We start from the raw sequence: 22,138 nt of genomic DNA on the forward strand, positions 1-22,138 counted from the left end.
GAGCTAGCTTCGCACAGACTGAATATACAGCCACGCAACTTACGCAAATTTTCGAATAAACGCTGACAGACAGTTGTCAGGGTTCAGCCGTTATAATCAAGACAATACTAGTAATATCCGAAACTTCAAATAGAGGTGATAGGCAATGAGGACACTCACTAAGCGAGAACTGAACCGCGCGCTCCTCGCGAGGCAGATGCTGCTGCAGCGGGAGAGCATCACTCCGCTCGAAGCGATCAAGCGGCTTGTCGCCATTCAAGCGCAGGCGCAAGACCCGCCGTATTACGCGCTGTGGACGCGGATTGAGAGCTTCAAGCAGGAGCACCTTTCGCAATTGCTGCTCGACCGCCAAGTCGTGCGTATCGCGCTTCACCGCTCCACGATCCATCTCGTCACCGCGGAGGATTGCCTCTCCTTCCGCACCATTCTGCAGTCTATGCTGGAGCATTGCCTTCACAACGCGATCCGCAACAGCCTTTCCGGCGAGCAGCGCCGGGAGCTTCTCATCTGCGCGCGTACGCTCACAGAAGAGAAGCCACGAACGCTCGACGAGCTCGGCAAGCTCCTCGCCGAGAAGCTGCCCGGCTACGCCAATGCGGATCTGGCTAACGCCGCCCGCAATCTGCTTCCGCTCGTGCAGGTGACGCCGCGCGGCATTTGGGGCGCCGGCGGCCAAGCATACCACACGACTGCCGAAGCATGGCTCGGCAAGCCGCTTGCAACAGAAGCAGCGCCGGACGACATGCTCCGGCGCTACCTAGCTGCTTATGGCCCTGCCTCCATCAAGGATATGCAAGTATGGTCGGGCATGACCAAGCTCAAAGAAACGATTGAGCGCATGCGTCCCACCTTGCGCACCTTCCGCGACGAGCAAGGCGTGGAGTTGTTCGACGCTCCGAATGCGCCGCTGCCTGACGGAGACACGCCCGCTCCGCCGCGCTTCTTATCCGAATTCGACAACATGCTGCTATCCTACGCCGACCGCAGCCGCATTATGGACGATTCGCACAAACCGCTCGTCTTCACGGTCAACGGCATTATCCGCTCCACCTTCCTCATCGACGGCTTCGTTCGTGGACTATGGAAGCTGGAGCAGCGCAAAGGCGAAGCTACCTTGAGCATCCAGCCATTCGAGCCGATCGGCTCGGAGGAGCAACGGTCCGCACTCGCCCTAGAAGGCGAGAAACTGCTCAAATTCGCAGCCGGAGACGGCTGCTCGCACCGTATCCTTTTCCTATAATTGAACGCTCTGCTCTTGCTCGCCGCCAGCCGGTCTTCCTGCTGTTCGCGCTTTGCCGCTGAGCGTCAAATACGTCCACATCCGCAGAATCCGCTCCAGCGGACCATTCTTGAGCCGCCGCAGCATGAGGCTCGTTGCGACTGCCTGCAAACTATAGATCAACAAAGCGAGCAGCAAGCCGCCCAGCACGCCGATATCGCCGAACCAGCCTAACCCATATCCATAAAATATCGTCGTACAAATGACGGTCTGCATAATATAATTCGTCATCGACATTCGCCCTATGCCCTCGAAGGCTGACACGACGATATTGCCCTTAGCCAACGATCCGAGCACAGCCGCCATCGTAAAGATGTATCCTAAAGCAAGGAGCAACCCGCCTATCATGATCAACGCGTAACTCCATGACGTTGACATCTGCCATACCGCGACCGCCTTCAATGCTAATCCAATCGGGACGAACAAGAGGGCCCACTTTGCATTCGTATTGCGMTCACGCAGTGGGTTATGGAACCATTGCTTACGAGCGGCAGCAATGCCGAATAAGAACATCGGCAGCAGCATAAGCGGCGTAATGACAACGGATACCAAGATGACGCCTAACGGCAATCCAAGCGGATCTTCATTTAGCCGAAAATCCATAATTTCCGCATGGCTGCCTCCCCCATATACGGAAATCGACCGTTCCACGTATTCGCTCATTCGGGCAATTCCTTCCGCCGTCTCCTCCTCCGGCACGAGACCCGTCAACAGCATCACCGAGCATAATACAATTCCCCAGATGACAAGCGTCTTGACCTTCCGATTTACGAACAGGAGCAAGACGAAGCCTGTAACCCCATACGCGAACAGAATATCGCCTTCCCACAAAAACAAACTATGCAGCAAGCCGAATCCAATCAACAGCAGAAACCGTCTGACAAGCGGAGCCCCCGGCCGCAGCCCTCTCTGAACCAAGCCCTCTCTCAGCTTGAACAAGCTGTATCCGAACAAAAACATAAAGATCGGCATGAAGCTGCCTTCCACAAACACCGTCAACAGCTTATGCATCCATATATCCAACCCTGATGGATTGAAGTGCTCCATTTCATCCTTGCCGTAAATCCCGTACTGGAAAATAAGCATGTTCGAAATCAAAATTCCAAGTAAACTAAACCCGCGGATCGTATCGATTATTCGTACGCGATTTCCCGTTTCCAACCTATCGTTCATCCTCTCATCACCTCGAACCAATCGTAATCCATCCTTTTGAACATGAAACAAACAACATCGAAACATCACCTTAATTTTTCCAAAATCGTTCAACTTCCGTTAAGGTTTATATGCTAGCATGATGCTATACAGCTTATTAAAAGGCGGGATTTCCTTATGTACCAGCATCGAATTGTAATCGTCGATGACGAGCTCTCCATTGTCAAAATGGTCCAGCTTGTGCTTCAAAAAGAAGGCTTCCAGCATATTCATACGGCCAGCAGCTGTGCGGAGGCGCTCAGTACGATCGCCCGCCACGGAGCGGATATTGTGCTGCTCGACATTATGCTGCCGGATGGCAGCGGCCTTGAGCTTTGCTCAAAAATCCGAGAATTCGGCAACCCTCATATTTTGTTCATGACGGCCAAAGCATCCGACCTTGATATACTAACAGGCTTCGCGATGGGTGGCGACGATTATATTACGAAACCTTTCAACCCGCTGGAGATTGCAGCCCGTATTAAAGCAAGACTGCGGCGGCTCGACGAAATGAACTCCATCACCCCTTTGTCGAGAGAGCTGCCACTGCACATGCCGCACTCCACTGCTCCACTTGTGTATCGCTATGGACGGTTCCAATTAAGCGAAGCTGCCGGCGAGCTGCTTATCGACGGCACCTCGGTTCCCTGTCCCGCGCAGGAATTTCAACTGCTGCTGCACTTCTGCAAGCATCCGGGCATCGTTTTCTCRAAGGCCCAGCTTTATGAAACGGTTTGGGGAATGGACGGACTAGGTGACGACAACACCGTCATGGTCCATATCCGCCGCCTTCGCGAGCGCATTGAGCTTGATCCGAGCATACCTACTCATCTGCTAACCGTTCGCGGACTCGGCTACAAATTATCAAAAGAGCAGGCCTCCATATGAAGGTCAGACGACGGATGGCCTTTCACTTTACCTATCAGCTGCTCATTAATTCAGTGTTCCTGCTCATAGCCGTGCTCGTCATTTTCATGATTCTATACAATCAGCTTTCTAACAATGAGATCAAGCGCAACTTTCCCACAGGTGCTCTAGATTCCATCGTCTCCGAAACCTATTATGAAAATGGCGTCGTTACGCTACCGGCTCATTGGAAGAACTTCTTCGCAGAGCATCATGTTTGGCTGCAAGTCATTGATGAGAACGGGAAAGTGGTTTATGCATGGAATACAGAAGCTCGGCAGCCTACCTCCTATTCAGCCGCTGAGCTGCTGACGATATCGGACACGGGGAGATATGAGCATTTTGCGGTAGAGACCGAATTCGATCTTACTTATTCGTCTCCTATTCTGTTCTTGCTTGGCTACGAAACCGAACAGCTGGAGCTGTTGAAGGAATGGTTCGACCGTTATCAGAAGGACGGACTAGTCGCCGAAGAGAATCTGCCTGACTTGCATGCCGAGCTGCTGCAATCCGGCAGTACCTTAACGATTATCGATCGTTTGGGCAAAATCATTCAAAAGATCGGCGAGTCTCGGACCGACTCCGACGTCCAAAGCTATGCGCCGCTCGAAGTGCTCGCTATGCGCCAAGCGCCAGGCGAATACGACGCTGCGATTACCGTCTATCAACATGACGATCAATCGCCGACGTGGATTGTCCATGCCCCGATAGAGCCGGGATCGATCAAGCGTCAGCCCGTTATGCAGGATATCACTCGGATATTGATTGGGATCGGCATCGCTTTTCTTTTACTCTCCATCGGTATTACGACATGGCACGGCTACCGTTACGGCCAACCGCTCATTATGTTCACCGGATGGTTCGAGCGCATGGAGCAAGGACAATACGAGGAAGTATTGACGGATCGTGACCGGCGACGCGTATTCCGCAAGAACGGTAAGCTGCGAATGCGCTATCGTCTGTATAAAGAGGTCATCCGATCCTTCTATCGAATGGCCGAGAAGCTGGCACAGACGGAGAAAGACCGTGCCGAGCTGGAGAAAACGCGTGAGGAATGGATGAGCGGCATATCCCATGACTTGCGCACGCCGCTTGCTACCATCCATGGCTACGGCTATATATTAGAGAGCCCCTCCTCTGATTGGAATCAAGAGGAGCTGCACGAAATGGGACGCATGATTCGCGAGAAAGGCGACTACATGCTGGAGYTTGTGGCCGATTTCTCTCACGTATACCAGTTAAAGCATCATTCGGAAGCCGTGGAGCGGCATGAATTGGAGCTTGGCGAGCTGATCCGCAGAGCCGTGCTTAAGTATGTCAACGACGCAACATTGACGGGATACGAGTTCATTTATGAAGACGACGAGCTGCCTATTCCGCTTATCGGTAATGCCACTTGGCTGAACCGCCTCTTGGATAACCTATTGTCGAATGCGGTGAAACATAATCGTCCCGGCACAACGATCACCGTCACGACGGGAATGATCAATGACGAGCCCTTTATTAAAGTAGCGGACAATGGACAAGGGATGGACGAAGAAACGAGCCGCAAGCTGTTTGATCGTTATTATCGAGGCACGAATACCGATCAATCGTCCGCAGGCTCCGGTCTTGGCATGAGCATTGCGAAGATGATTGTAGAAGCCCATCACGGACGTATCGAGGTGCGGTCAGCGCCGGGCAGCGGCACGGAAATCGGCATTTTTTTCACGGAAGCAACGAAATAAGAGCCCTTTATAGGGCTCTTTACTTGTTATTAAAGGCTGACTATAGCTACAACCTATAAACAATATAACTTTTATATATTTCCGCAAATATTGCTCCTTGTGTAGTATAAGGCTTAACCATTACAAGGGAGGATGAACATGAATCCAATCGTGAAACAGCAATTCGACGCCGTGGCGCAACAATATGACCAACAGAGGCGCCAGCTAATTCCGTGCTTCGACGACTTCTATGGAACCGCGGTTCAATGGCTAGAGCTTCATACACCGCAGCCGCGCATCATCGATCTCGGCGCAGGCACCGGCCTGCTGTCCGCCTTCATCCTCGCGAAGTACCCGCAGGCTCATGTGACCTTGATCGATTTCAGCGAGCACATGTTAGAACAGGCACGACGCAGACTCGCCGACTATGAGAATATAACCTATATAGCGGCGGATTATTTGAACTACCCTTATGAGCAGGCAGGAAGCTACGATGCGGTCGTATCCTCCCTGTCCATTCATCACTTGACCCATCCAGACAAAAGATCACTGTTCCAAACGATTTACCACTTGCTGAAGGACGGAGGCCTCTTCGTTAACGCCGATCAAGCCGAAGGCTTGACCCCCTCCATCGATCAACGCTACATGGAGCTATGGAAGCAAGCCATTCACGCTTCCGATCTTCCGATCGAAGCGATCGAAGCCTCTATCGAGCGGCGAAAACAAGACATCAATGCCAAGGCATCCGATCAGATCAGCTGGTTGCTTGCGGCAGGCTTCACGAATGTCGATGCCGTTTATCGTTATCATGAGTTTAATGTGTTTTTCGCGCAGAAGGCTTAACCGGTTCTGCTGCCAGGAAGCGGAAGCAACTGAAGGCAACAACGACAAGGCTTGCAATGACAATAACGAGCGGCAATGCCGTATCGTTCCCGCCAATACCTAYGAGYGGCGCTGCCAAGCCGCCGATAATGAAGCTAAGCATGCCAAGCAGTGCCGAGGCGCTCCCCGCGGATTGCCCTTGGCTTTGCAAGGCGAGCGAGGTCGTTGTCGTCGATACGAGCCCGACGCTTGAAACAAGCAGGAAGAACCCTGGAATAATCAAACTCAGACCAGCATTCGTCCATATGGCTAACAGCAGCAATACCGCACCGGCCGCTGTCAATGTAAGTCCGCTTGCCAGCAGCTTGCGCGCAGCCACACGGCCAGCGAGCCTCCCCGCTACTTGGCTGGCGATAATAATGCCCGCCCCGTTCATTCCGAAGATGAGACTGTACGTGCGCGGCGACACGCCGAACAATTCCTGCAGCACGAAAGGCGAACCCGAGATATAAGCGAACATAGCCGCCATGACGAACCCTTGCGTTAGCGCATAACCCATGAACACGCGGTCGCCGGCGAGTCGGCGAAAGGTTGACAGCGTGCCCCGAATACCGCCGCTTGAGCGCCGATTCACCGGCAGCGTTTCCTTGAGACCGAACACAACAGCTAATAGCATGAGCGTGCCAAGCACGCCTAGTATAGCGAATACGCCTCTCCAAGACGTAAATACAAGTACCTCAGCCCCAACAATCGGCGCTAATATCGGTGCGGCACCATTGATAAGCATCAACAGCGCAAAAAACTTCGTTAGCTCCACGCCTGAATACAAATCACGCACACTCGCCCTTGATATAACGATGCCTGCCGCCCCTGCAAGTCCCTGAATGAACCGAAGGCCGACGAACACCCATATATTCGGTGCGAAAAAACAAAGAGCCGAGACAATTGCGTATACAGCTATGCCTACAATTAGCGGAAAACGGCGGCCCCTAACATCGCTGATCGGCCCCGCGATTAACTGCCCTAGTGCAAGCCCCAGCATACATGCGGTTAAGCTCAGCTGCGTCGCGGAAGTCGTCGAGCCCAGTTCCTCCGCAAGTGCCGGCAATGCCGGAAGATACATATCCAGCGACAACGGACCTATCGCCGCTAACGAGCCTAGCACAATGGCGATCCACAATCGGCTGCCGCGCTGCGCAGGCACTGCTATTGATTCGGTATGATTCATGAATTAATCCCCTCATTCCCCTGCCTTAAAAACTGTTATTCATGTTATCACCGAGCGCAAAACGATTCAACGAAAACTTTTTGTTAAATGACTTGCAACTCCTATAATTCCGAGTATAATACTAGGTAAAGATACATAACGATGATTGGAGCGGTTAACGATGGCGAATTCGGCGAAAGAAATAGCAACGAAATGGGTAGACGACTATCTAGATCTATATAACTTTGCAACCCAGATCGGCGACGCCGAATGGCAGCATGACATTCTTCAGGCGCTGCGCGCCAAAGATAACCATATCAATCTTGAGATCGAGCATGGCTTACGTGTAGACCTATGGCTTCGGTTCGATGCGATCAATCGCAAAATGTTGGATATATACGAGCAGCTTCGGAGAAATCAGGACGAGGCGCAGCAGCGTCAGCTTCGGGAGAAGGTATGGGAGTTCAAGCTTCAACGCGTCATGATCGCCAGCAAACTGAAAACCTTGAACGCATTTTAGCATCTAATTATGCGTAGAAATAAAAAAAGCGTCGGCATGCAGCGGTCTGCTCTGCCAAACGATTCGCGGTTGTTGCACTTTCGTAACTTATGGCATGCGGATATCCGCTCTGCCGTTATGGATAGGTACTGCTTCGAGCTATGAATGGCCAGATTCATAGTTCGATAAGATTACATCGATACTTGCTCCATATTGCGCATCATGTTCATCATCATCGTCGACATTTCATCGCACTCTTGCATCTTCGTCATCATCATGTTCATATCCATGCCGTCCATCATGTTCATTTCCATCATCATGTCCATCATCATCTTCATGGACTTCATCTTGCACATCATTTCGTCCATGCACATGTTCATCATCATTTGCATCGCCATTTTCTCCATCGTCTTTCACCTCCCTTATTTTTTCCACATAATGAAGATACTACAGTATCGCGAAAACCACAATACTTTTCCGAAAATTTCTGTTGCCTTGGATGATTCAAGTATGGTATAAATAAGTTTTGTACTTTTAATCCATATTTCTCCGCTTGGATTTATGGCCTTGCTCGGGAAAGCTAATCTTTCCCGATGACATAACCGTTCAATTGAATATGAGCCTCGAACATTTCCTTCGTGCTCGGTCTTTCCTCACGCGGCAACCACGTTTCGGCATCCCATACTTTCGAAAATTTCAACGCGCGCGGACAATGAACAAAACACTCCTCAACTTCCACTTTAACGAGATATAATGGCGGCCTGCCGTTAATCTGCATGCTCTCCATCAACGCTTGATTACGTATAATCGTTGCCTTCCCGTTAATCCGCAGCACCTCCTCCATCCCCGGCAGTATACAAATCATGCCCAGTCTTGGATTCGCGAACAGATTGTGCATGGAATCGATTCGTCTATTCCCCAGCCGCTCCGGAAATACCAGCGTCTTCTCATCCAACACTTTAATGAAACCAGGCTCGTCGCCTCGCGGCGACACATCGCACAATCCTTCTCCACTGGCTGTCCCAAGGAAAAACAACGGACACTTCGCCAAATACCCTCGAATATGATCATCGATCACCGATACTGTTTTTTTCACGACCGCCTCATGCGGCATGCCGACAATCTCTTGCAACTGCTCTAAGGAATGAATAACTTCGTCCTCTAAAGGATTGTAGTTCATGCTGTCTTCTTCCTCTCTTCACCTACTCATGTATACACAGTGTAACAAATCTATCTCCCGTACAAAAGCAGTACAAAAACCTCGCATTCTCTGCCAATCCTTTACAAATACTAAACGATTTCAAAATAATGGGATAATAATTGATTGCTATGATCCATATGAAATCGAATCAATAGTCGATTAGTCCCATACCACTTAACGATGAGAAAGGTGACCGATTCCATGCAAATGAAAAAAGTGCTGGCTGTCTCCATGCTGGCGGCAACTCTCGGCGCAACCGCCGTCAACCCTGTTTTTGCCCAAACTCCGGTCAAGCAGGAAGCTGTCCAATTCAGCCAAACGACATTCCTCGTGAATGCCAATCCAGCCGTTCTCCGTACGATTCAAGGCGCTTCAGGCACGACGCTCGTCTCCGTACGCGATTTCGCAAAGGCCATTGGCGCAGCTCTGCAACCGGCAGCCGGTTATGTAACACTCACACTGGAAGGCAAGTCGGTGTATGTTAATCCGGGTGCAGGAACCATTGCCGCTAGCAGCACGTCGCCTGCTCTTTCATCAGATGTGAAGACGGTCAACTACACGATATTCGCAGACCCATCTGCACTTGTTGAAGCACTTGGCGGTACATATGAAGCGGATGCCGATGCCCCTGCTATCGCAACGGTTGAGCAATTGACATTCGTTGAGCACGCGGTATGGGCCGGCGGTACACGCCTAATCGTATCGAACAGCTCCGACAACGGCCGTGAGGATTACCTCGTAAATGCGGCTAACGGCAAGTATGAGTTGCTGCTCTCCTCCGCCGGCACATCGGATCTCGTTGTTTCGCCGAATGGTCAAAACGCGGCTTACACAGATGCTAATGGCGCTGTATATGTCATCGATCTGAACAGCAAGGAATCCAAGCAAGTAAGCACGGACAGCTCGATCAAGAACGAGCTGCAATGGTCGCAAGACGGAACGGCTCTCTTCTTCCTACAAGGCGACAAAAACTCGATCATTGCCAAAGTAAACTTGGCCGACGGCACTGTGTCCAAAGTGCTTGAAGATAAGGTCGATTACAAAGCGAACCTCGACGTGTCCGCAGACGGCACGAAATTCGCTTTCACCGTTAACAAGCAACCGAAAGTAACCGCAGATAGCAATGTCGATGTCGCTCTGGATGATGTGGCCATCGATGCTGCCGGTACGGAAGCGCAAGTCTACTTCTACAACGCGGCAGCGGCAGACAACAAGCCGGCGCAACTGACGAAGGATACGGACGACAAAGTGTTCATCGAGCTTTCGGCTGACGGCTCCAAGGTGTACTACGTAAGCGTAACGGCTGACGATGCAAGCATTGGCAAAGCAGCATCCGTTTCCACTGCCGGCACAGACGCCGCTTCGACCAGCGTATTCGCGCAAAAGGATGTTTATCAGCTCGCACAAGGTGCTGACAGACTGTACTTACTGACATCGAACGATGATTCGTCGAATGCGGTTTACGAGGTCGATGCTTTAATCGGCGGAAACAAACTGCTGGCAGCAATATCGGACAGCGTTTCCGAAATCATCGTATCGCGTCACGGACATCTCGCTGCACTGATCGACGGCCAGCTTGCCGTATCGGTTAACGGCCAATGGAAGAACATTACTCAATAATTAATGGAGGGATATTTCAATGAAATGGTTTAAATCACTTACAATCGCCGTACTCGCAACCGTTATCGGCTTCAGTTCGCTAACGGCCGTGCACGCGGCTAGCAAGCTCAGCGGCAAGATCGTCATCAACGGCTCTTCCGCCCTGCTGCCTCTCACGCTTCAAGCGGCTAACGAATTCAAAAAGCTTCACCCGAAAGTGAAAATCTCGGCGTCGGCAGCCGGCTCCATTACTGGGCCGCAAGCGGTTCGCAAAGGAATCGCACAGATCGGCGCGGTAGACTGGGACGCTTCGAAGGACGTACCAGGCTTCAAGAAATTCGAAGGCCAAGTGGCACATAAAGTAGCTGTCATTCCTTTCGCAGCCGTCGTGAACAAAAACGTAACGGCAACGAACTTGACGACGAAGCAGCTGCAAGGCATTTTCTCCGGCAAAATCAAAAACTGGAAAGAAGTTGGCGGCAAGGACGCCGATATTATCGTCGTTAACCGTACGTTCGGCTCCGGCACGCGCGTTAACTTCCAGGATAAAGCGCTGCAAGGCACGGATTTCATGACTAAAGGCGACAATTATAAAGAAGTGAAAACAAGCGGCGATATGAAGACGGCTATCGAGACGACGCCTAATGCTATTGGTTACATGGACCTTGCTTATGTTACGGATAAAATGATCGCTGTAAAAATCAACGATATCGCGCCAACGGAAGCTAACGTCATCAACGGCAAATACAAGGTGTGGGGCTACGGCTACTACATGACAAAAGGCGAGCCTACTGGCGCTACGAAAGAATTCATTAAATACGTTCAAAGCACGAAGTTCCAGAACGGATCGCTTAAAAAGCTGAAGTTCATCCCGATCTCGGCTATGAAATAAGCATTGCCTGAAGGAATGGAATGACACGAAGAGAGCGGCTGGCAGGCGCATGGAAGCGCCTCGCCCGCCGCTCTTTTAGAGAGAGGAGACCTTTATTATGCTAGATTCAACCCCTGTCGCCGGCAAAGCGCCGCTTCATGCCGAGCTTGGCCGTACGCTGCTAGCAGGCAGCGGCAAGAAGTTCGACCGCCGTTCGCGCTTGTTCGCGATGAACCGCATGTTCCGTTACCTATGTGTCGCTGCTGCAGCATTCGTTTGTCTGATTCTATTCCTTATTCTATTTCTTATGCTTCGGACCGGCGTTCTTACGTTCAACCATATCTCGTTCGCCGACTTCTTCTTCTCTACCGATTGGACGCCCGAGAACGAGCAATATGGCGGACTTGTATTCATCTTCGGCACCTTCGCCTTAACGGCGCTTACGCTGCTGATCGCCGTTCCGCTTTCGCTGATGATCGCGATCTTCCTATCGGTATTCGTCCCGCCATGGCTGAAAAACGCGCTTCGCCCGATACTCGACCTGCTGGTCGGCATTCCATCGGTCGTATACGGCTATCTCGGATTAACCGTGCTTATTCCGCTCATCCGTACCGTTACGGGCACGGGCATGGGCGACGGACTGCTCGCCGCGGCACTCGTATTGACGATCATGGTGCTCCCGACCGTCAGCCGTATTAGCGACGACGCTATTAGCGCCGTACCTGCCAAATTCAGTGACGCCTCCTACGCTCTCGGCGCTACAAGATTCCAGACCGTTTGGAAGGTTTTGCTACCTTCCGCGAAAAGCGGCATTATGTATGCCGTCATTCTCGGCATGGCTCGTGCCGTCGGCGAGACGATGGCTGTCGTGATGGTTATTGGCAATACGCCTCAGCTTGCAGACAGCCTGCTGAAGCCGACCTCCGTCTTAACAAGCAATATCGTTATGCAAATATCGAACGTTCCTTTTGACTCCACATGGAACTATGCTTTGTATCTGATGGGCTTCCTGCTGCTGCTGATTTCACTTCTAATGATCGTGGCCGTTCGCTGGCTGCAACGGAGAGGAGCTCGCATTTCATGAAAAACCATATGAGTGCCGGTGCTGGTGCGACTGCTGCCGCTAATCCGTTCCGCCGCAACAACAAAGGGCTTAACCGGATCAACGACCGTCTATTCTCCGGTGTGATCTGGACCGCAGGCGTCCTTATTATCGCATTTATCTTCGGACTGCTGTATTTGATCCTCCAGGACGGTCTTCCAAAGCTGACGTGGGATTTCCTATTCGGCCTCCCAAGCGAGATTGATGAAGGCGGCGGTATTGGCCCTACGCTGCTCAATTCCTTTTACATTCTGTTCCTGTCGCTGCTTATCTCCATCCCGCTCGGCATGGCCGCAGGCATCTATCTGGCGGAATTCGCGCCGGACAATAAGCTCATCGCTTTCGTACGCGTATGCGTGGAAGGCCTTGCATCGGTACCCTCGATCATATTTGGCTTGTTCGGCATCGCCTTGTTCGTCGAAATGTTCCAAATCGGACTCACGATACTCGGCGGCGCAATCAGCCTTGCCTTCCTCAATCTCCCGGTATTAACGCGGGTTACAGAGGAATCGATCCGCGCCGTTCCTGCTGACCAGAAGAGCGCCTCCTTCGCGCTTGGCGCAACGCATCTGCAGACGATAACACGCGCTCTTATCCCGGCCGCGCTGAATGGCATCATCACCGGCATCTGCCTCGTCGCCGGCCGTGCCTTCGGCGAGAGCGCCGTCATCATCCTGACCGCCGGCGTAACGACTTCCGGCGAAATGTGGGACTTCAGCCTGTTCTCTCCCGGCGAGACGCTTGCCGTCCACCTGTGGTACGTACAGTCGGAAGCGATCGTATCCGACGCGCAAGAAATTGCGCAGAAAGCAGCCGCCGTTCTCGTCTTCGTCGTCCTGCTCATTAATCTAGTATTCCGTATCCCTCTATGGTTGAATAGCCGCAAGACGAAACGATAGGCCGATGACCGTCAGGCATCAAAAAGAAGGGCTGCTTCCTAAGGTCTATTACAGACCTTCAGAGCAGCCCTTGCTAGTACTACGATTTCATATCTAGCGGTTCGTCTTCACCGTTACGATGTTGGAAGTTCCTTCATTAGTACCGCCAACAACGACGAGCTTAAACTTATAGCTCACATACGTTTCCAAATCTGTTACCGTTACAGAAGAGTCCCCAGCGTCTACTTCGATCTGATTCCACTCTACTCCATCAATTGAGTACCATATCGATACGCTATCAGCATTCAATGCAGCTTTCCAGCCAAGAGTTACGCTATTTGTAGTTTTGCTCTTATAAGCTAGGCTTGTGAGAGGAATAGACTTCGTATTGGTTACGAGCAAGTCGGATGTTCCCTCATTGCCTCCGCCTACTACGACAAGCTGGAATTCATATGTCGTATTTACTTTTAATCCACTTACCGTTGCCGATTTGGATGATGCCGTCAGCTTAGCGCTGGCATTCAACCATTCACCGCCGCCCTCAGATTCTTTATACTGAAGCACGACACTTGTTGCATTAGCTGCCGGCGTCCATACAAGCGATACGCTGCTCGTTGTAGTCGCGCTTACGGCTAAGGAGTCTACCGGAGCTTTGATTGTTGATCCTTCTGCAATAGCAGAAGTACCCACATTTTCTCCGCCAGTTACAATGATACGGAATTGATACGCTGTATCGGCTGCAAGTCCGTTAACCACTGCGCTGCTTGCGTTCAATGCAAGCGTGCCTACGTTGGCTGTCGTCCACGTCTTGCCGTTGTTATTGGATTGTTGCACAAGCAATTTTGTAGCTTTGACTGCTGCGGTCCATTGTAACGATACTTTACTGCTCGTTTCCGAATCCTCGATGACCTCCAAATCAGAGATCGGTTGCGGTAGTGTCGTTACGTTCACGACGTTCGAAATACCTTGATTTTGCCCGCCAACCACGTTCAGTTGGAAGTAATACTTCGTATTCGGGCGCAGGTTAGCCACTTGTGCAGTTACCGCACTTTCATCCACAACCGGAGTTGCCTCAATGGATGTCCACACTTTACCATCCAACGACACTTGAATGCTCAATGCATCGGCACCTATTGCCTGTGGCCATTTGAAGTCGGCTGTTGTCGCGGTTATTCCTGTTTTACCCGTGCTGGCAAAAGCCTTGATCGGAATAGATTTCGTAACACCTGTCGCTGAATTCGAATCGCCTACATTGCCTCCGCCTGTTACTACGATTTTGAATTGATACTGTTTATTCGGCACCAAATCCTTCACCGTTGCAGACTTGGCAGATGCTGCTACTTTGGAGGAAGTCAATGCGTTCGTCCATGTCTCGCCGCCATCCACCGATTGCATCACGATAAGGCCTGTTGCCTTGTAAGCTGCAGTCCACGACAAGTTAACCGTATTAATCGTTGTGCTGCTTACAGCAAGACTCGATACAGGAACAATGTTAGTCGTTGCAGGTGCAGAGGCAGAGTTGCCTTCATTTTGACCCCCAGTAACGACAACTCGGAAATAATATTGTGTCCCAGGAAGCAGCTTCGTCACCTGTGCTTGATTAGCGTTCGCCGCAACTGGAGACAAAGTGACTGCAGTTGTCCATGACGTTCCATTCAACGACTGTTGTACGACAACCTTCGTTGCTTCTTTTGCAGCAGACCAATTTAGCGTCACATATTCACCAGTCGGATTTGCCGTAATATTTTGGATCGGGCTAGGCAGCGTCTTCACCGTTACAATATTCGAATCGCCTTCGTTCTGCCCGCCTGCAGTGCGCAGAAGGAATTGATATGATTTATTTGGCGTAAGGCCAGTAACCGTTACCCCAGTCGAACTGGACGTTAATCCGCTGGTTATCGATGTCGACCAGTTGATACCGTCAGTTGATTGTTGAACGCTATAACCAGTCGCCCCTGCTGCAGCCGTCCATTTAAACCTCGCAGTAGTCGCAGTGGTTGCAACAGTCTTATCGTTTGAGAAGCTCGTTAGCTTAACTGCCGAAGTCTTCCCAGTCGCTAGATTGGAATCCCCGGCATTTGCACCGCCAGTAACTTTCATGCGGAAGTCGTACGATGTATTTGGCAACAACCCCTTTACTACAACACTGACTGCGGTCACTTTAACAGTTCCCGTGTTGGCAAGCTTCCAGTTGTTCTCCCCTGCTTCCGATTGTTCAATGACTAGTCCTGTTGCTCTAACAGCAAGTGGCCAGTTAAGTGTAATCGTACTGGATGTAACTGTTCCCGAAGCCAGCCCTTTAAGCGGTTCAGAAGCAGTCGTTGCCGTGATTTCGTTAGAAGTTCCTGCATTGCGTCCGCTAGTGACATTCAGGCGGAATTTATATTCCGTTCCCGACAATAGCTCGTTAACTGTCGTGGAGCTATCGTTAACGCCAATCGTTGCCGTCTTTGCCGTTGTCCATGTTTTGCCGGCATTGTTCGACTGCTGCACAATAATTCCGGTAGCGCCTACAGCAGCTGTCCACTTCAACTTCACACTGCTGCCCGTTGCAGCCCCGTCTTGCAACAAACCAGATAATGCAACTGGTGTTATCGGTACACTTAGAATAGTTGATACTGTTGTTCCGCTATAAGCTGATCCGCTTACTTTCAATCGGAACTTATAGGTAGTACCTGTCACTAAATCTAGAACCGTGCTAGATGTTGACTCCATAGTAATAGGGGCAGATATAATAGACGGAGTCCATGTTGTCCCGTTAACCGATTGTTCAATCTGAATACTTTCGGGACGATCTGTTAGATTCCAATTAAAAGTCGCTGTATCGTATGTTTTTGAATCCAATGCAAAGGAGTTAACTTTCCCCGGTACTAAACCTACAGTTACTACGTTTGATAGTCCCTTGTTAGCACCACCCGTAACATTGATTCTAAAATAGTAAGTTTTCCCTGTTGTAAGTTCGTTAATAGTAGCAGTATTTCCATCCGGATCAACAACAATATTTGAAGGTGAATAACCAGATGTCTTACTAAACGATTGCTCAATCTGGACATTAGTAGCCGCTATCGCTCCTGTCCAAGCAAACTGCACACTATTAGCGTTCTTAGAAGTAACAACCAAATCAGAAATCGGAACACCAATACCAACCTCTGCCCAACCTTGAGAAACCGCTTGTTTAATAGCAGTCTTTTGTTCAGTTGTATATCCAGTTACGCTACCTACTGCAAGTAGATAAGCATTTCTTGCATCGCTAAATCCCGAAGTCTTCATCAGATACTTGTTGGAAAGTACAGCATATGTTAATTTGCCTAATAGTGCTCTACCATCATAGCCAAGTGTGCTAAACTTAGTCGCCATATTGTAGGCCGCCTTGTTCGGAATGCCACTATTTGTGTGCACACCTCCCCAATCACCCTCCTCTGTTACTGGCCAATCTCGATAATTATCCATATGCGCTGGATCTCCATATAGAGCGGGATTAGCTAAACTTCTGAGCGTGTATCCTGTATCTTCTCCCATTAGCCAATCATCATTATCGATAACGCTCGCCATAATATCTGATATGGATTCGTTCAACGCACCTGATTGACTACGGTATACAAGCCCAACTGTTTTCTCAGTTACTCCATGAGTCAACTCATGCGCAACAACGTCAAGTCCACAGGATAGACAATCGAACCCTCCATTAGCCTTGCCGGTACCGTCCCCGTAGAACATCGCGCTTCCATTCCAGTAAGCATTATCTAGTGGTTGACCATAGAAAGAGCCATCATACTCGGGCATATGAACGAATGAGATTACTTCCATCCCTTTTCCATCTATACTATCTCGATTGTAGTGCTCTTTGTAAAAATCATATACAACATCAGCATTATAGTGAGCATCAACCGCATCAGCATCGTCAAAATAATTGCTATAACTATATAAGTCATCGTAATAAAATCTATTGCCACTAAAATATGAAAACTCGAATGTGCTGATTCCACCTTTATGTGTTTGATCCCAAAGAATATATTGGCTGTCGTATAACGTAGTATTTAAATTTTTTGTTTTCCCGTCATTACCGACACCAGTTCCTGTAGCATTTTGAATTTTATTAAACTGGTCTATCAATTGACCCGTATGTGCATCCACATACCCTACCCAGTTACCTGCGCTTGGAAACATAAAAACAAGATTTACTTCGTAAACCAAATAGGTTTTACCGTTAAACGGATAAATTAATATTTCTGCCGTTGGTGAGGGGAATTGGTATTTTCCTATCTTCTCCTCAAGTTTAATATCTCCATTAAGTTCAATCTCCAACTTTTCCTTAAACGACTGTATAGCTTCTGATTCGGAAAGCTTAGCAACCGTATTAAAACCTGAGAGGTTTAGCCCGTTATCCGACTTATCCTGTATAGCGTAAACTTCTTGGTCATTATTCAGGTTTACCTGTAAATAACGCCCGTAAATAGGAATTCCGTTATAAGACTGCTGGAGCATATAATGCTCTTGGCCTAAATTATCAGTAACCTTACTTTCTATACTAAATTGCTTCTCGTTAGCAGCCAGACCTTGTACACTAGCGTTGGAATTAACAAAATCAAGTACTGATTGATCGTTATTTAACGCCTTAGACTGAATACCTTCTATAAATTTTGTGTTCGGCAGATTGATCTGTTCATTTGATACACTCGAATTAATGGAGGACAATTCTTTCTCTCCACCGTTAGATGCAGCAGCAAACGCCATTGATGCCGGTAAAACTAAAACAACTACTAATAATGCGGTTAACCAAAAACGAATTTGTTTCATACCTTGGGTCTCCTCTTCCAAATGGATAAAATATTATCTAGTTCTACTTCYCTATTAATCTGTTATCGACTAGCTAGTCTTTAAGTAATAGAACACCTGTTGATAAATATATCAAAGAGTCCATGTTGAAAGTTGTCGTATTATGACGAAGAGAATAATTTAATAGGCATTGACATTACTTTAACTTCCTACTTGTTCCCTTCATATCCGTATTTAGCATATAATTCCTTTAGAATGCTATCTTGTAGAAACGGAGGAATTTCTATGGAGAAGAAGCCTATTCTATCAATTTCCAAAATGACTATAGAACGTCTGCATGACTGGATATGCTTCGCATTGATTCTCTTATCCTATGTCTTTCTCATCTTTAAATGGAGCGATTTACCCGCTACTATCCCCATTCACTACAACGCGCGTGGGGTAGCTGACGGCTGGGGAGGGCGCGCAACGCTCTTCATTCTACCAACTATAGCTCTCATCCTCTATGCCGGACTCACGCTACTACGGCGCATTCCCCATCATTTCAACTACATTGTGCAAATTACGGAGCAGAACGCTGTAGCCCAGTACCGTCTATCCCTAATGCTCCTAAGTTGGATCAAGCTCGAAATAGTAGTCTTGTTCGGTTACATCCAATGGTCTACCATTCAGAATGCGGCTGGACTATCATCCGGACTAGGCATTTGGATGTTGCCCGTATCACTCTTCATTCTGTTGGGCACGATCCTAATAGCCATTACACGAATGAGAAAGTCTCGTTAACCGAAATAAAAGCGGACACCGTCAACAAAACGACGTCCGCTTCTTTTCACACTCTTATATCGATGGATCGTCCCGATCTGCGCTCTTCCTTCTTCTCTTCCTCGGCAACTAGTTCTTCATAGGTCAAATCTTTGGCGACCTCTTCCTCTTCTATCTTCGTTTCGTTTTCCACTTCTTCCGAAGCATCTGCTTCCTCTGCCTTATTGTCTTCCTCTCGGGCTTGCTCTACCGTGTTTCTGATATCCTCGTAGGCGTCATCGATTTTACCGTTTAATTTATCTAGATTGTTTTCTATTTTATTGATCGTTTCCTGTTTGGCCTTAACGACGGTTTCCTCTAGGTTCTGTTTCATCRCGGACTTGCTTGCCGCATCGGCAGTCGTATTTATCTCCAGTAAATGACGGTCGGAGCGAATGCTGTTTTTGAGCGTATCCGAATCCCGTTCCATTTGACCTTTGGTTTTGTCCATCGCCTTTACTTGGTCGAAGTTGATACTTATTTTGATGACAACATCCATATCGCTCTGATCGCTAGCGGTTGTTTGATTTGACGCTTTTTCTTCGTCTTTCTCCTGTTGCTTGCTTATTTGCTCCGCTCGAATTTGGCTGATCTGCGCTTCAATCTGCTGCATTTGCTCCTGAAGCGCATTGACCCGCTCCATTCGTATTTTACTATCCAGGTTTTTGTTTAGATTAACGGAATCAATTTGCTCGCTTAATTGCTTCGATTGCTTCATCAAGTCTGATATCCGTTTATCCGCAACACTCTTGTGATCATTTCCGCTTGCTGCCCGATATGACGATCTTCCTACCGACTGACCCGATATTCTTTCCATAGTCGATCTCCTTCCAATGCTTTCGCTATAAAATCTCTTTATATATCCATCGACAATACTTTTGGATTTATTTAGGAAATAAAAAAAAATCCCGCTCCTACGGCAGCTAAGCAGCCTATAAGAATCGGGATTATTCATATTTCCTCTATGCTTCGGCAGTTGCCGATCCGCTCTTCGCATTCTCTTGCAGTCTTCGCACAAAAGCATACAGCAAGGAGAACCCGATAATACCAAGTACAGATAATGCGCCGCAGATGAAATACATCGCCTGCGCTCCCGATTGCTCGAACATCAGGCCACCGATGAAGCCGGCTGCCATACCCGACAACCCTCCCCAAGTGAGCGCGTATACCGCTTGGCCTGACGAACGCAGTTCGGCAGGTACCAATAATACCGTCAATTGCGTCCCGATATAATAGAAGCCGCCGAACGTGACGCAGTGCAGCATTTGAATGAAGATAACCTGCATCGCACTAGCCGCTCCCGCCATCAAGAACCATCTTAATGCGAACAGACAGCTAATAACAACGAGACAAAGCAGCATCGAGCGTACGTTACGCTTCAAATACCTGTMCAGCAGCAGGAAGATCGGAATCTCGAAGATTGACGATAGAAAGGCCGACCAACCGACTAGGCTTTCTCCTCCGCCCAATTCCTTAATATATAAGGCGACGAATGTCGTATTCACCGAGTTCGGAATCGAGAGCACTAATCCGACGATTAGGAAGATGAAGAAGGCCCGGCTTGCGAATAAGGAGCGATAATTTACTTTGCCCGCTCTGGCAGCCGAGTTCTTCGCCTCGCCTCGCGGCAGGGCGAAGGCGAAGACCAGCGAGAACAGCATCATAACGGTGTATATAATCCATAGACGTTCAATCCCAATCTGACCGATGACCGGCCCCGCCGCTAACGCCATAACGCCCCATCCGAGTGACCCCCATAATCGGAAAGCCCCGAAGCTTTGATTGGTGCCCTCAATACTGTTCAATATCAAGGTGTTGCTTTGCGAAAACAACGGCATTTGGAAAAAGAAGAAAAACAGCATCGACGTATAAATAAACGTATACGATTCGGATAGAAATACGAATTGCATGATAATCATGCTGCCTACTAACATCAAGATTAACGTTAGACGCAAGTTCCGGAAGCGGTCGCTGACATATCCCCAGAACGGATTGGCAACAAGCGATACGATGGGGCCTCCCGCCATTAGAGCTCCGATCTCAAGCGTTGACAAGCCTATGGACTTCAAATATAGCGCGAAGTAAGTACTATAGATCGTTAGAGCGCCGTATATGAAAAAGTTGAATCCTTTAATCACGCTGTAGGATTGCTTAACCTTCGTACCCATTCTTTATAATGGAACGGCGGTTGACCTGGAAGATGCGATCACTTCCTCCGCCGTTACTTCCCGACCTAGCTGATCCGACAAATAGATGCCTTCGCTGATAAGCATCGTGCGCAGCGCAATATCAGCAGTCGGCAGCAAAGGAACTCTGCCTTGCAGCGCGGCAATCCAATGCGCCTGCGACGAATCGTAAGCATCCTCATTGTCGCGAATGCGATGCCAGCGCACGTCCATCATATCCAGGTCAATCGTACTGTCCATATCCATATCGCACACCGTGTTATGAAAGGTAAACGGTCTTGTCCCCCCGCCTGCTTGTTCGCTTGGCAAGCGGACGCCGCCCTTAGAGCCGGCGATGCTGCTGCCCTCGAAATCGCCCATATGCACGGCCCAAGCCTCGATAATATCCAGCGTCAAACCGTCAGCGAACCGTACGAAACCCGTACCGAGCTCTTCGACGTCGAACCCGCTTTTCTCTCTCCGCTCCTCTAGCATATCGGTTTCCTGATAAAGCTTGCCCGTAACCCTCTCTACCGCAGGATTGCCGAGAAGATATAGAATTTGCGCGATATGATATACGCCCATATCGAACAACGCGCCTCCTGCTGCCGTCTCCTTGCGAGTAAAATAAGGCGTGCCGTAACCGTCCACATAGGGACGGTTTCTCCTGCGGAAACCAGTCGACCGCGCATGGTACAGCTTGCCAAGCATGCCGCCGTCAATCAGTGTCTTAGCAGCTTTCGTCTCCTTCTGATACAACGTGAATAGTTGAATATGCAGCTGCTTGCCGCTTGCTTCAGCCGCATCGACCATCGCCTTGCCGTCCGCATATGTTCCTGCGATCGGCTTCTCGCAATACACATGCTTGCCGGCTTCCAGCGCCGCTATCGTGACAGGGGCATGGAAGTTGTTATGCAGACATACATCTACTGCATCTATGTCGTCACGTTGCAGCAGCTCAAGGAAATCTGAATAAGCATGCGGAATGCCGTAATGCTCGGCTACTCGGTTTGCCTCTGTCAGATTAACGTCACAGACCGCAACGAGCTCCGCACCCGGTATATGGCTATACTTCTCAATATGTTGCTTGCCGATTTGGCCTACGCCGATAATACCGATACGTATGTTTGTCATC

Annotated in this window: 18 protein-coding genes; 10 read left to right on the plus strand and 8 right to left on the minus strand. The window is 49.4% G+C overall.

Going from position 1 to position 22,138, the window contains the following annotated elements; all coding sequences use genetic code 11:
- Positions 1 to 145 precede the first annotated feature (145 nt).
- Positions 146 to 1,240: a winged helix DNA-binding domain-containing protein gene (locus tag AB4Z33_RS09000; protein ID WP_442049612.1), complete on the plus strand. Its 1,095-nt coding sequence runs from the start codon at positions 146 to 148 to the stop codon at positions 1,238 to 1,240.
- Here the strand turns inward: AB4Z33_RS09000 and AB4Z33_RS09005 are convergent.
- A complete protein-coding gene (locus AB4Z33_RS09005) occupies positions 1,235 to 2,377 on the minus strand; it encodes a DUF418 domain-containing protein (protein ID WP_442049613.1) in 1,143 nt (380 codons plus the stop codon). The genes AB4Z33_RS09000 and AB4Z33_RS09005 overlap by 6 nt on opposite strands.
- Positions 2,378 to 2,608: 231 nt before the next feature.
- Between AB4Z33_RS09005 and AB4Z33_RS09010 the strand changes: the two genes are divergently transcribed.
- From AB4Z33_RS09010 to AB4Z33_RS09020, 3 genes are all read left to right on the plus strand, one after another.
- Positions 2,609 to 3,358, plus strand: a complete 750-nt coding sequence (locus AB4Z33_RS09010) for a response regulator transcription factor (RefSeq protein WP_442049614.1) — start codon at positions 2,609 to 2,611, stop codon at positions 3,356 to 3,358.
- Entirely contained in the window at positions 3,355 to 5,103 is a 1,749-nt protein-coding gene (locus AB4Z33_RS09015) for a sensor histidine kinase (protein WP_442049615.1), read from the plus strand. Before AB4Z33_RS09010 ends, AB4Z33_RS09015 begins: the two co-directional genes overlap by 4 nt.
- Before the next feature lie 138 nt (positions 5,104 to 5,241).
- Positions 5,242 to 5,925 (plus strand): class I SAM-dependent methyltransferase, encoded by a 684-nt coding sequence (locus AB4Z33_RS09020; protein WP_442049616.1) that lies wholly within the window; start codon positions 5,242 to 5,244, stop codon positions 5,923 to 5,925.
- Here AB4Z33_RS09020 and AB4Z33_RS09025 read toward each other — a convergent pair.
- Positions 5,897 to 7,132: a multidrug effflux MFS transporter gene (locus AB4Z33_RS09025; RefSeq protein ID WP_442049617.1), complete on the minus strand. Its 1,236-nt coding sequence runs from the start codon at positions 7,130 to 7,132 to the stop codon at positions 5,897 to 5,899. The genes AB4Z33_RS09020 and AB4Z33_RS09025 overlap by 29 nt on opposite strands.
- A gap of 160 nt (positions 7,133 to 7,292) precedes the next feature.
- On the opposite strand from AB4Z33_RS09025, the gene AB4Z33_RS09030 reads away from it, so the two are divergent.
- On the plus strand, positions 7,293 to 7,631 hold the full coding sequence (locus AB4Z33_RS09030; protein ID WP_442049618.1) for a hypothetical protein: 339 nt from the start codon (positions 7,293 to 7,295) through the stop codon (positions 7,629 to 7,631).
- A 170-nt stretch (positions 7,632 to 7,801) separates the two neighbouring features.
- On the opposite strand, the gene AB4Z33_RS09035 is transcribed toward AB4Z33_RS09030, so the two are convergent.
- Together AB4Z33_RS09035 and AB4Z33_RS09040 are read right to left on the minus strand one after the other, a co-directional pair.
- Positions 7,802 to 8,017 carry a hypothetical protein gene (locus tag AB4Z33_RS09035; protein ID WP_442049619.1) on the minus strand — a complete coding sequence of 72 codons (216 nt, stop codon included), beginning with the start codon at positions 8,015 to 8,017 and terminating at the stop codon, positions 7,802 to 7,804.
- 173 nt (positions 8,018 to 8,190) lie between these two features.
- Positions 8,191 to 8,790, minus strand: a complete 600-nt coding sequence (locus AB4Z33_RS09040; protein ID WP_442049620.1) for an MSMEG_1061 family FMN-dependent PPOX-type flavoprotein — start codon at positions 8,788 to 8,790, stop codon at positions 8,191 to 8,193.
- A 201-nt stretch (positions 8,791 to 8,991) separates the two neighbouring features.
- Here AB4Z33_RS09040 and AB4Z33_RS09045 point away from each other — a divergent pair, with 201 nt between their 5' ends.
- From AB4Z33_RS09045 to pstA, 4 genes are all read left to right on the plus strand, one after another.
- On the plus strand, positions 8,992 to 10,431 hold the full coding sequence (locus tag AB4Z33_RS09045) for a stalk domain-containing protein (RefSeq protein WP_442049621.1): 1,440 nt from the start codon (positions 8,992 to 8,994) through the stop codon (positions 10,429 to 10,431).
- A gap of 19 nt (positions 10,432 to 10,450) precedes the next feature.
- Positions 10,451 to 11,302, plus strand: a complete 852-nt coding sequence (locus AB4Z33_RS09050) for a phosphate ABC transporter substrate-binding protein (protein ID WP_442049622.1) — start codon at positions 10,451 to 10,453, stop codon at positions 11,300 to 11,302.
- A gap of 97 nt (positions 11,303 to 11,399) precedes the next feature.
- A complete protein-coding gene (gene pstC / locus AB4Z33_RS09055; protein WP_442049623.1) occupies positions 11,400 to 12,365 on the plus strand; it encodes a phosphate ABC transporter permease subunit PstC in 966 nt (321 codons plus the stop codon).
- Positions 12,362 to 13,282, plus strand: a complete 921-nt coding sequence (gene pstA, locus AB4Z33_RS09060) for a phosphate ABC transporter permease PstA (RefSeq protein ID WP_442049624.1) — start codon at positions 12,362 to 12,364, stop codon at positions 13,280 to 13,282. Before pstC ends, pstA begins: the two co-directional genes overlap by 4 nt.
- Before the next feature lie 93 nt (positions 13,283 to 13,375).
- Here pstA and AB4Z33_RS09065 read toward each other — a convergent pair whose 3' ends face one another.
- The gene (locus AB4Z33_RS09065) at positions 13,376 to 18,058 is read right to left on the minus strand and encodes a fibronectin type III domain-containing protein (protein WP_442049625.1); all 4,683 of its coding nucleotides are present in this window, start codon (positions 18,056 to 18,058) and stop codon (positions 13,376 to 13,378) included.
- A gap of 297 nt (positions 18,059 to 18,355) precedes the next feature.
- On the opposite strand from AB4Z33_RS09065, the gene AB4Z33_RS09070 reads away from it, so the two are divergent.
- Positions 18,356 to 18,820, plus strand: coding sequence for a DUF1648 domain-containing protein (locus AB4Z33_RS09070; protein ID WP_442049626.1), 465 nt, complete (start codon positions 18,356 to 18,358; stop codon positions 18,818 to 18,820).
- Positions 18,821 to 18,866: 46 nt separating this feature from the next.
- Here the strand turns inward: AB4Z33_RS09070 and AB4Z33_RS09075 are convergent, their stop codons facing one another.
- The 3 genes from AB4Z33_RS09075 to AB4Z33_RS09085 all read right to left on the minus strand — a co-directional run bounded on the left by AB4Z33_RS09075 (position 18,867) and on the right by AB4Z33_RS09085 (position 22,137).
- On the minus strand, positions 18,867 to 19,655 hold the full coding sequence (locus AB4Z33_RS09075; RefSeq protein WP_442049627.1) for a FlxA-like family protein: 789 nt from the start codon (positions 19,653 to 19,655) through the stop codon (positions 18,867 to 18,869).
- Positions 19,656 to 19,800: 145 nt separating this feature from the next.
- Positions 19,801 to 21,006 (minus strand): MFS transporter, encoded by a 1,206-nt coding sequence (locus AB4Z33_RS09080; RefSeq protein WP_442049628.1) that lies wholly within the window; start codon positions 21,004 to 21,006, stop codon positions 19,801 to 19,803.
- Between the two features lie 3 nt (positions 21,007 to 21,009).
- The gene (locus tag AB4Z33_RS09085; protein WP_442049629.1) at positions 21,010 to 22,137 is read right to left on the minus strand and encodes a Gfo/Idh/MocA family protein; all 1,128 of its coding nucleotides are present in this window, start codon (positions 22,135 to 22,137) and stop codon (positions 21,010 to 21,012) included.
- Position 22,138 lies beyond the last annotated feature (1 nt).

Source organism: Paenibacillus sp. 2TAB19, from assembly GCF_052115185.1.
Classification (GTDB): domain Bacteria; phylum Bacillota; class Bacilli; order Paenibacillales; family Paenibacillaceae; genus Pristimantibacillus.

Coding starts and splice junctions, on each gene's coding strand:
- AB4Z33_RS09000 (WP_442049612.1), top strand. CDS start 146: ATGAGGACACTCACTAAGCGAGAACTGAACCGCGCGCTCCTCGCGAGG.
- AB4Z33_RS09020 (WP_442049616.1), top strand. CDS start 5,242: ATGAATCCAATCGTGAAACAGCAATTCGACGCCGTGGCGCAACAATAT.
- AB4Z33_RS09030 (WP_442049618.1), top strand. CDS start 7,293: ATGGCGAATTCGGCGAAAGAAATAGCAACGAAATGGGTAGACGACTAT.
- AB4Z33_RS09035 (WP_442049619.1), bottom strand. CDS start 8,017: ATGGAGAAAATGGCGATGCAAATGATGATGAACATGTGCATGGACGAA.
- AB4Z33_RS09040 (WP_442049620.1), bottom strand. CDS start 8,790: ATGAACTACAATCCTTTAGAGGACGAAGTTATTCATTCCTTAGAGCAG.
- AB4Z33_RS09045 (WP_442049621.1), top strand. CDS start 8,992: ATGAGAAAGGTGACCGATTCCATGCAAATGAAAAAAGTGCTGGCTGTC.
- AB4Z33_RS09050 (WP_442049622.1), top strand. CDS start 10,451: ATGAAATGGTTTAAATCACTTACAATCGCCGTACTCGCAACCGTTATC.
- pstC (WP_442049623.1), top strand. CDS start 11,400: ATGCTAGATTCAACCCCTGTCGCCGGCAAAGCGCCGCTTCATGCCGAG.
- pstA (WP_442049624.1), top strand. CDS start 12,362: ATGAAAAACCATATGAGTGCCGGTGCTGGTGCGACTGCTGCCGCTAAT.
- AB4Z33_RS09065 (WP_442049625.1), bottom strand. CDS start 18,058: ATGAAACAAATTCGTTTTTGGTTAACCGCATTATTAGTAGTTGTTTTA.
- AB4Z33_RS09070 (WP_442049626.1), top strand. CDS start 18,356: ATGACTATAGAACGTCTGCATGACTGGATATGCTTCGCATTGATTCTC.
- AB4Z33_RS09085 (WP_442049629.1), bottom strand. CDS start 22,137: ATGACAAACATACGTATCGGTATTATCGGCGTAGGCCAAATCGGCAAG.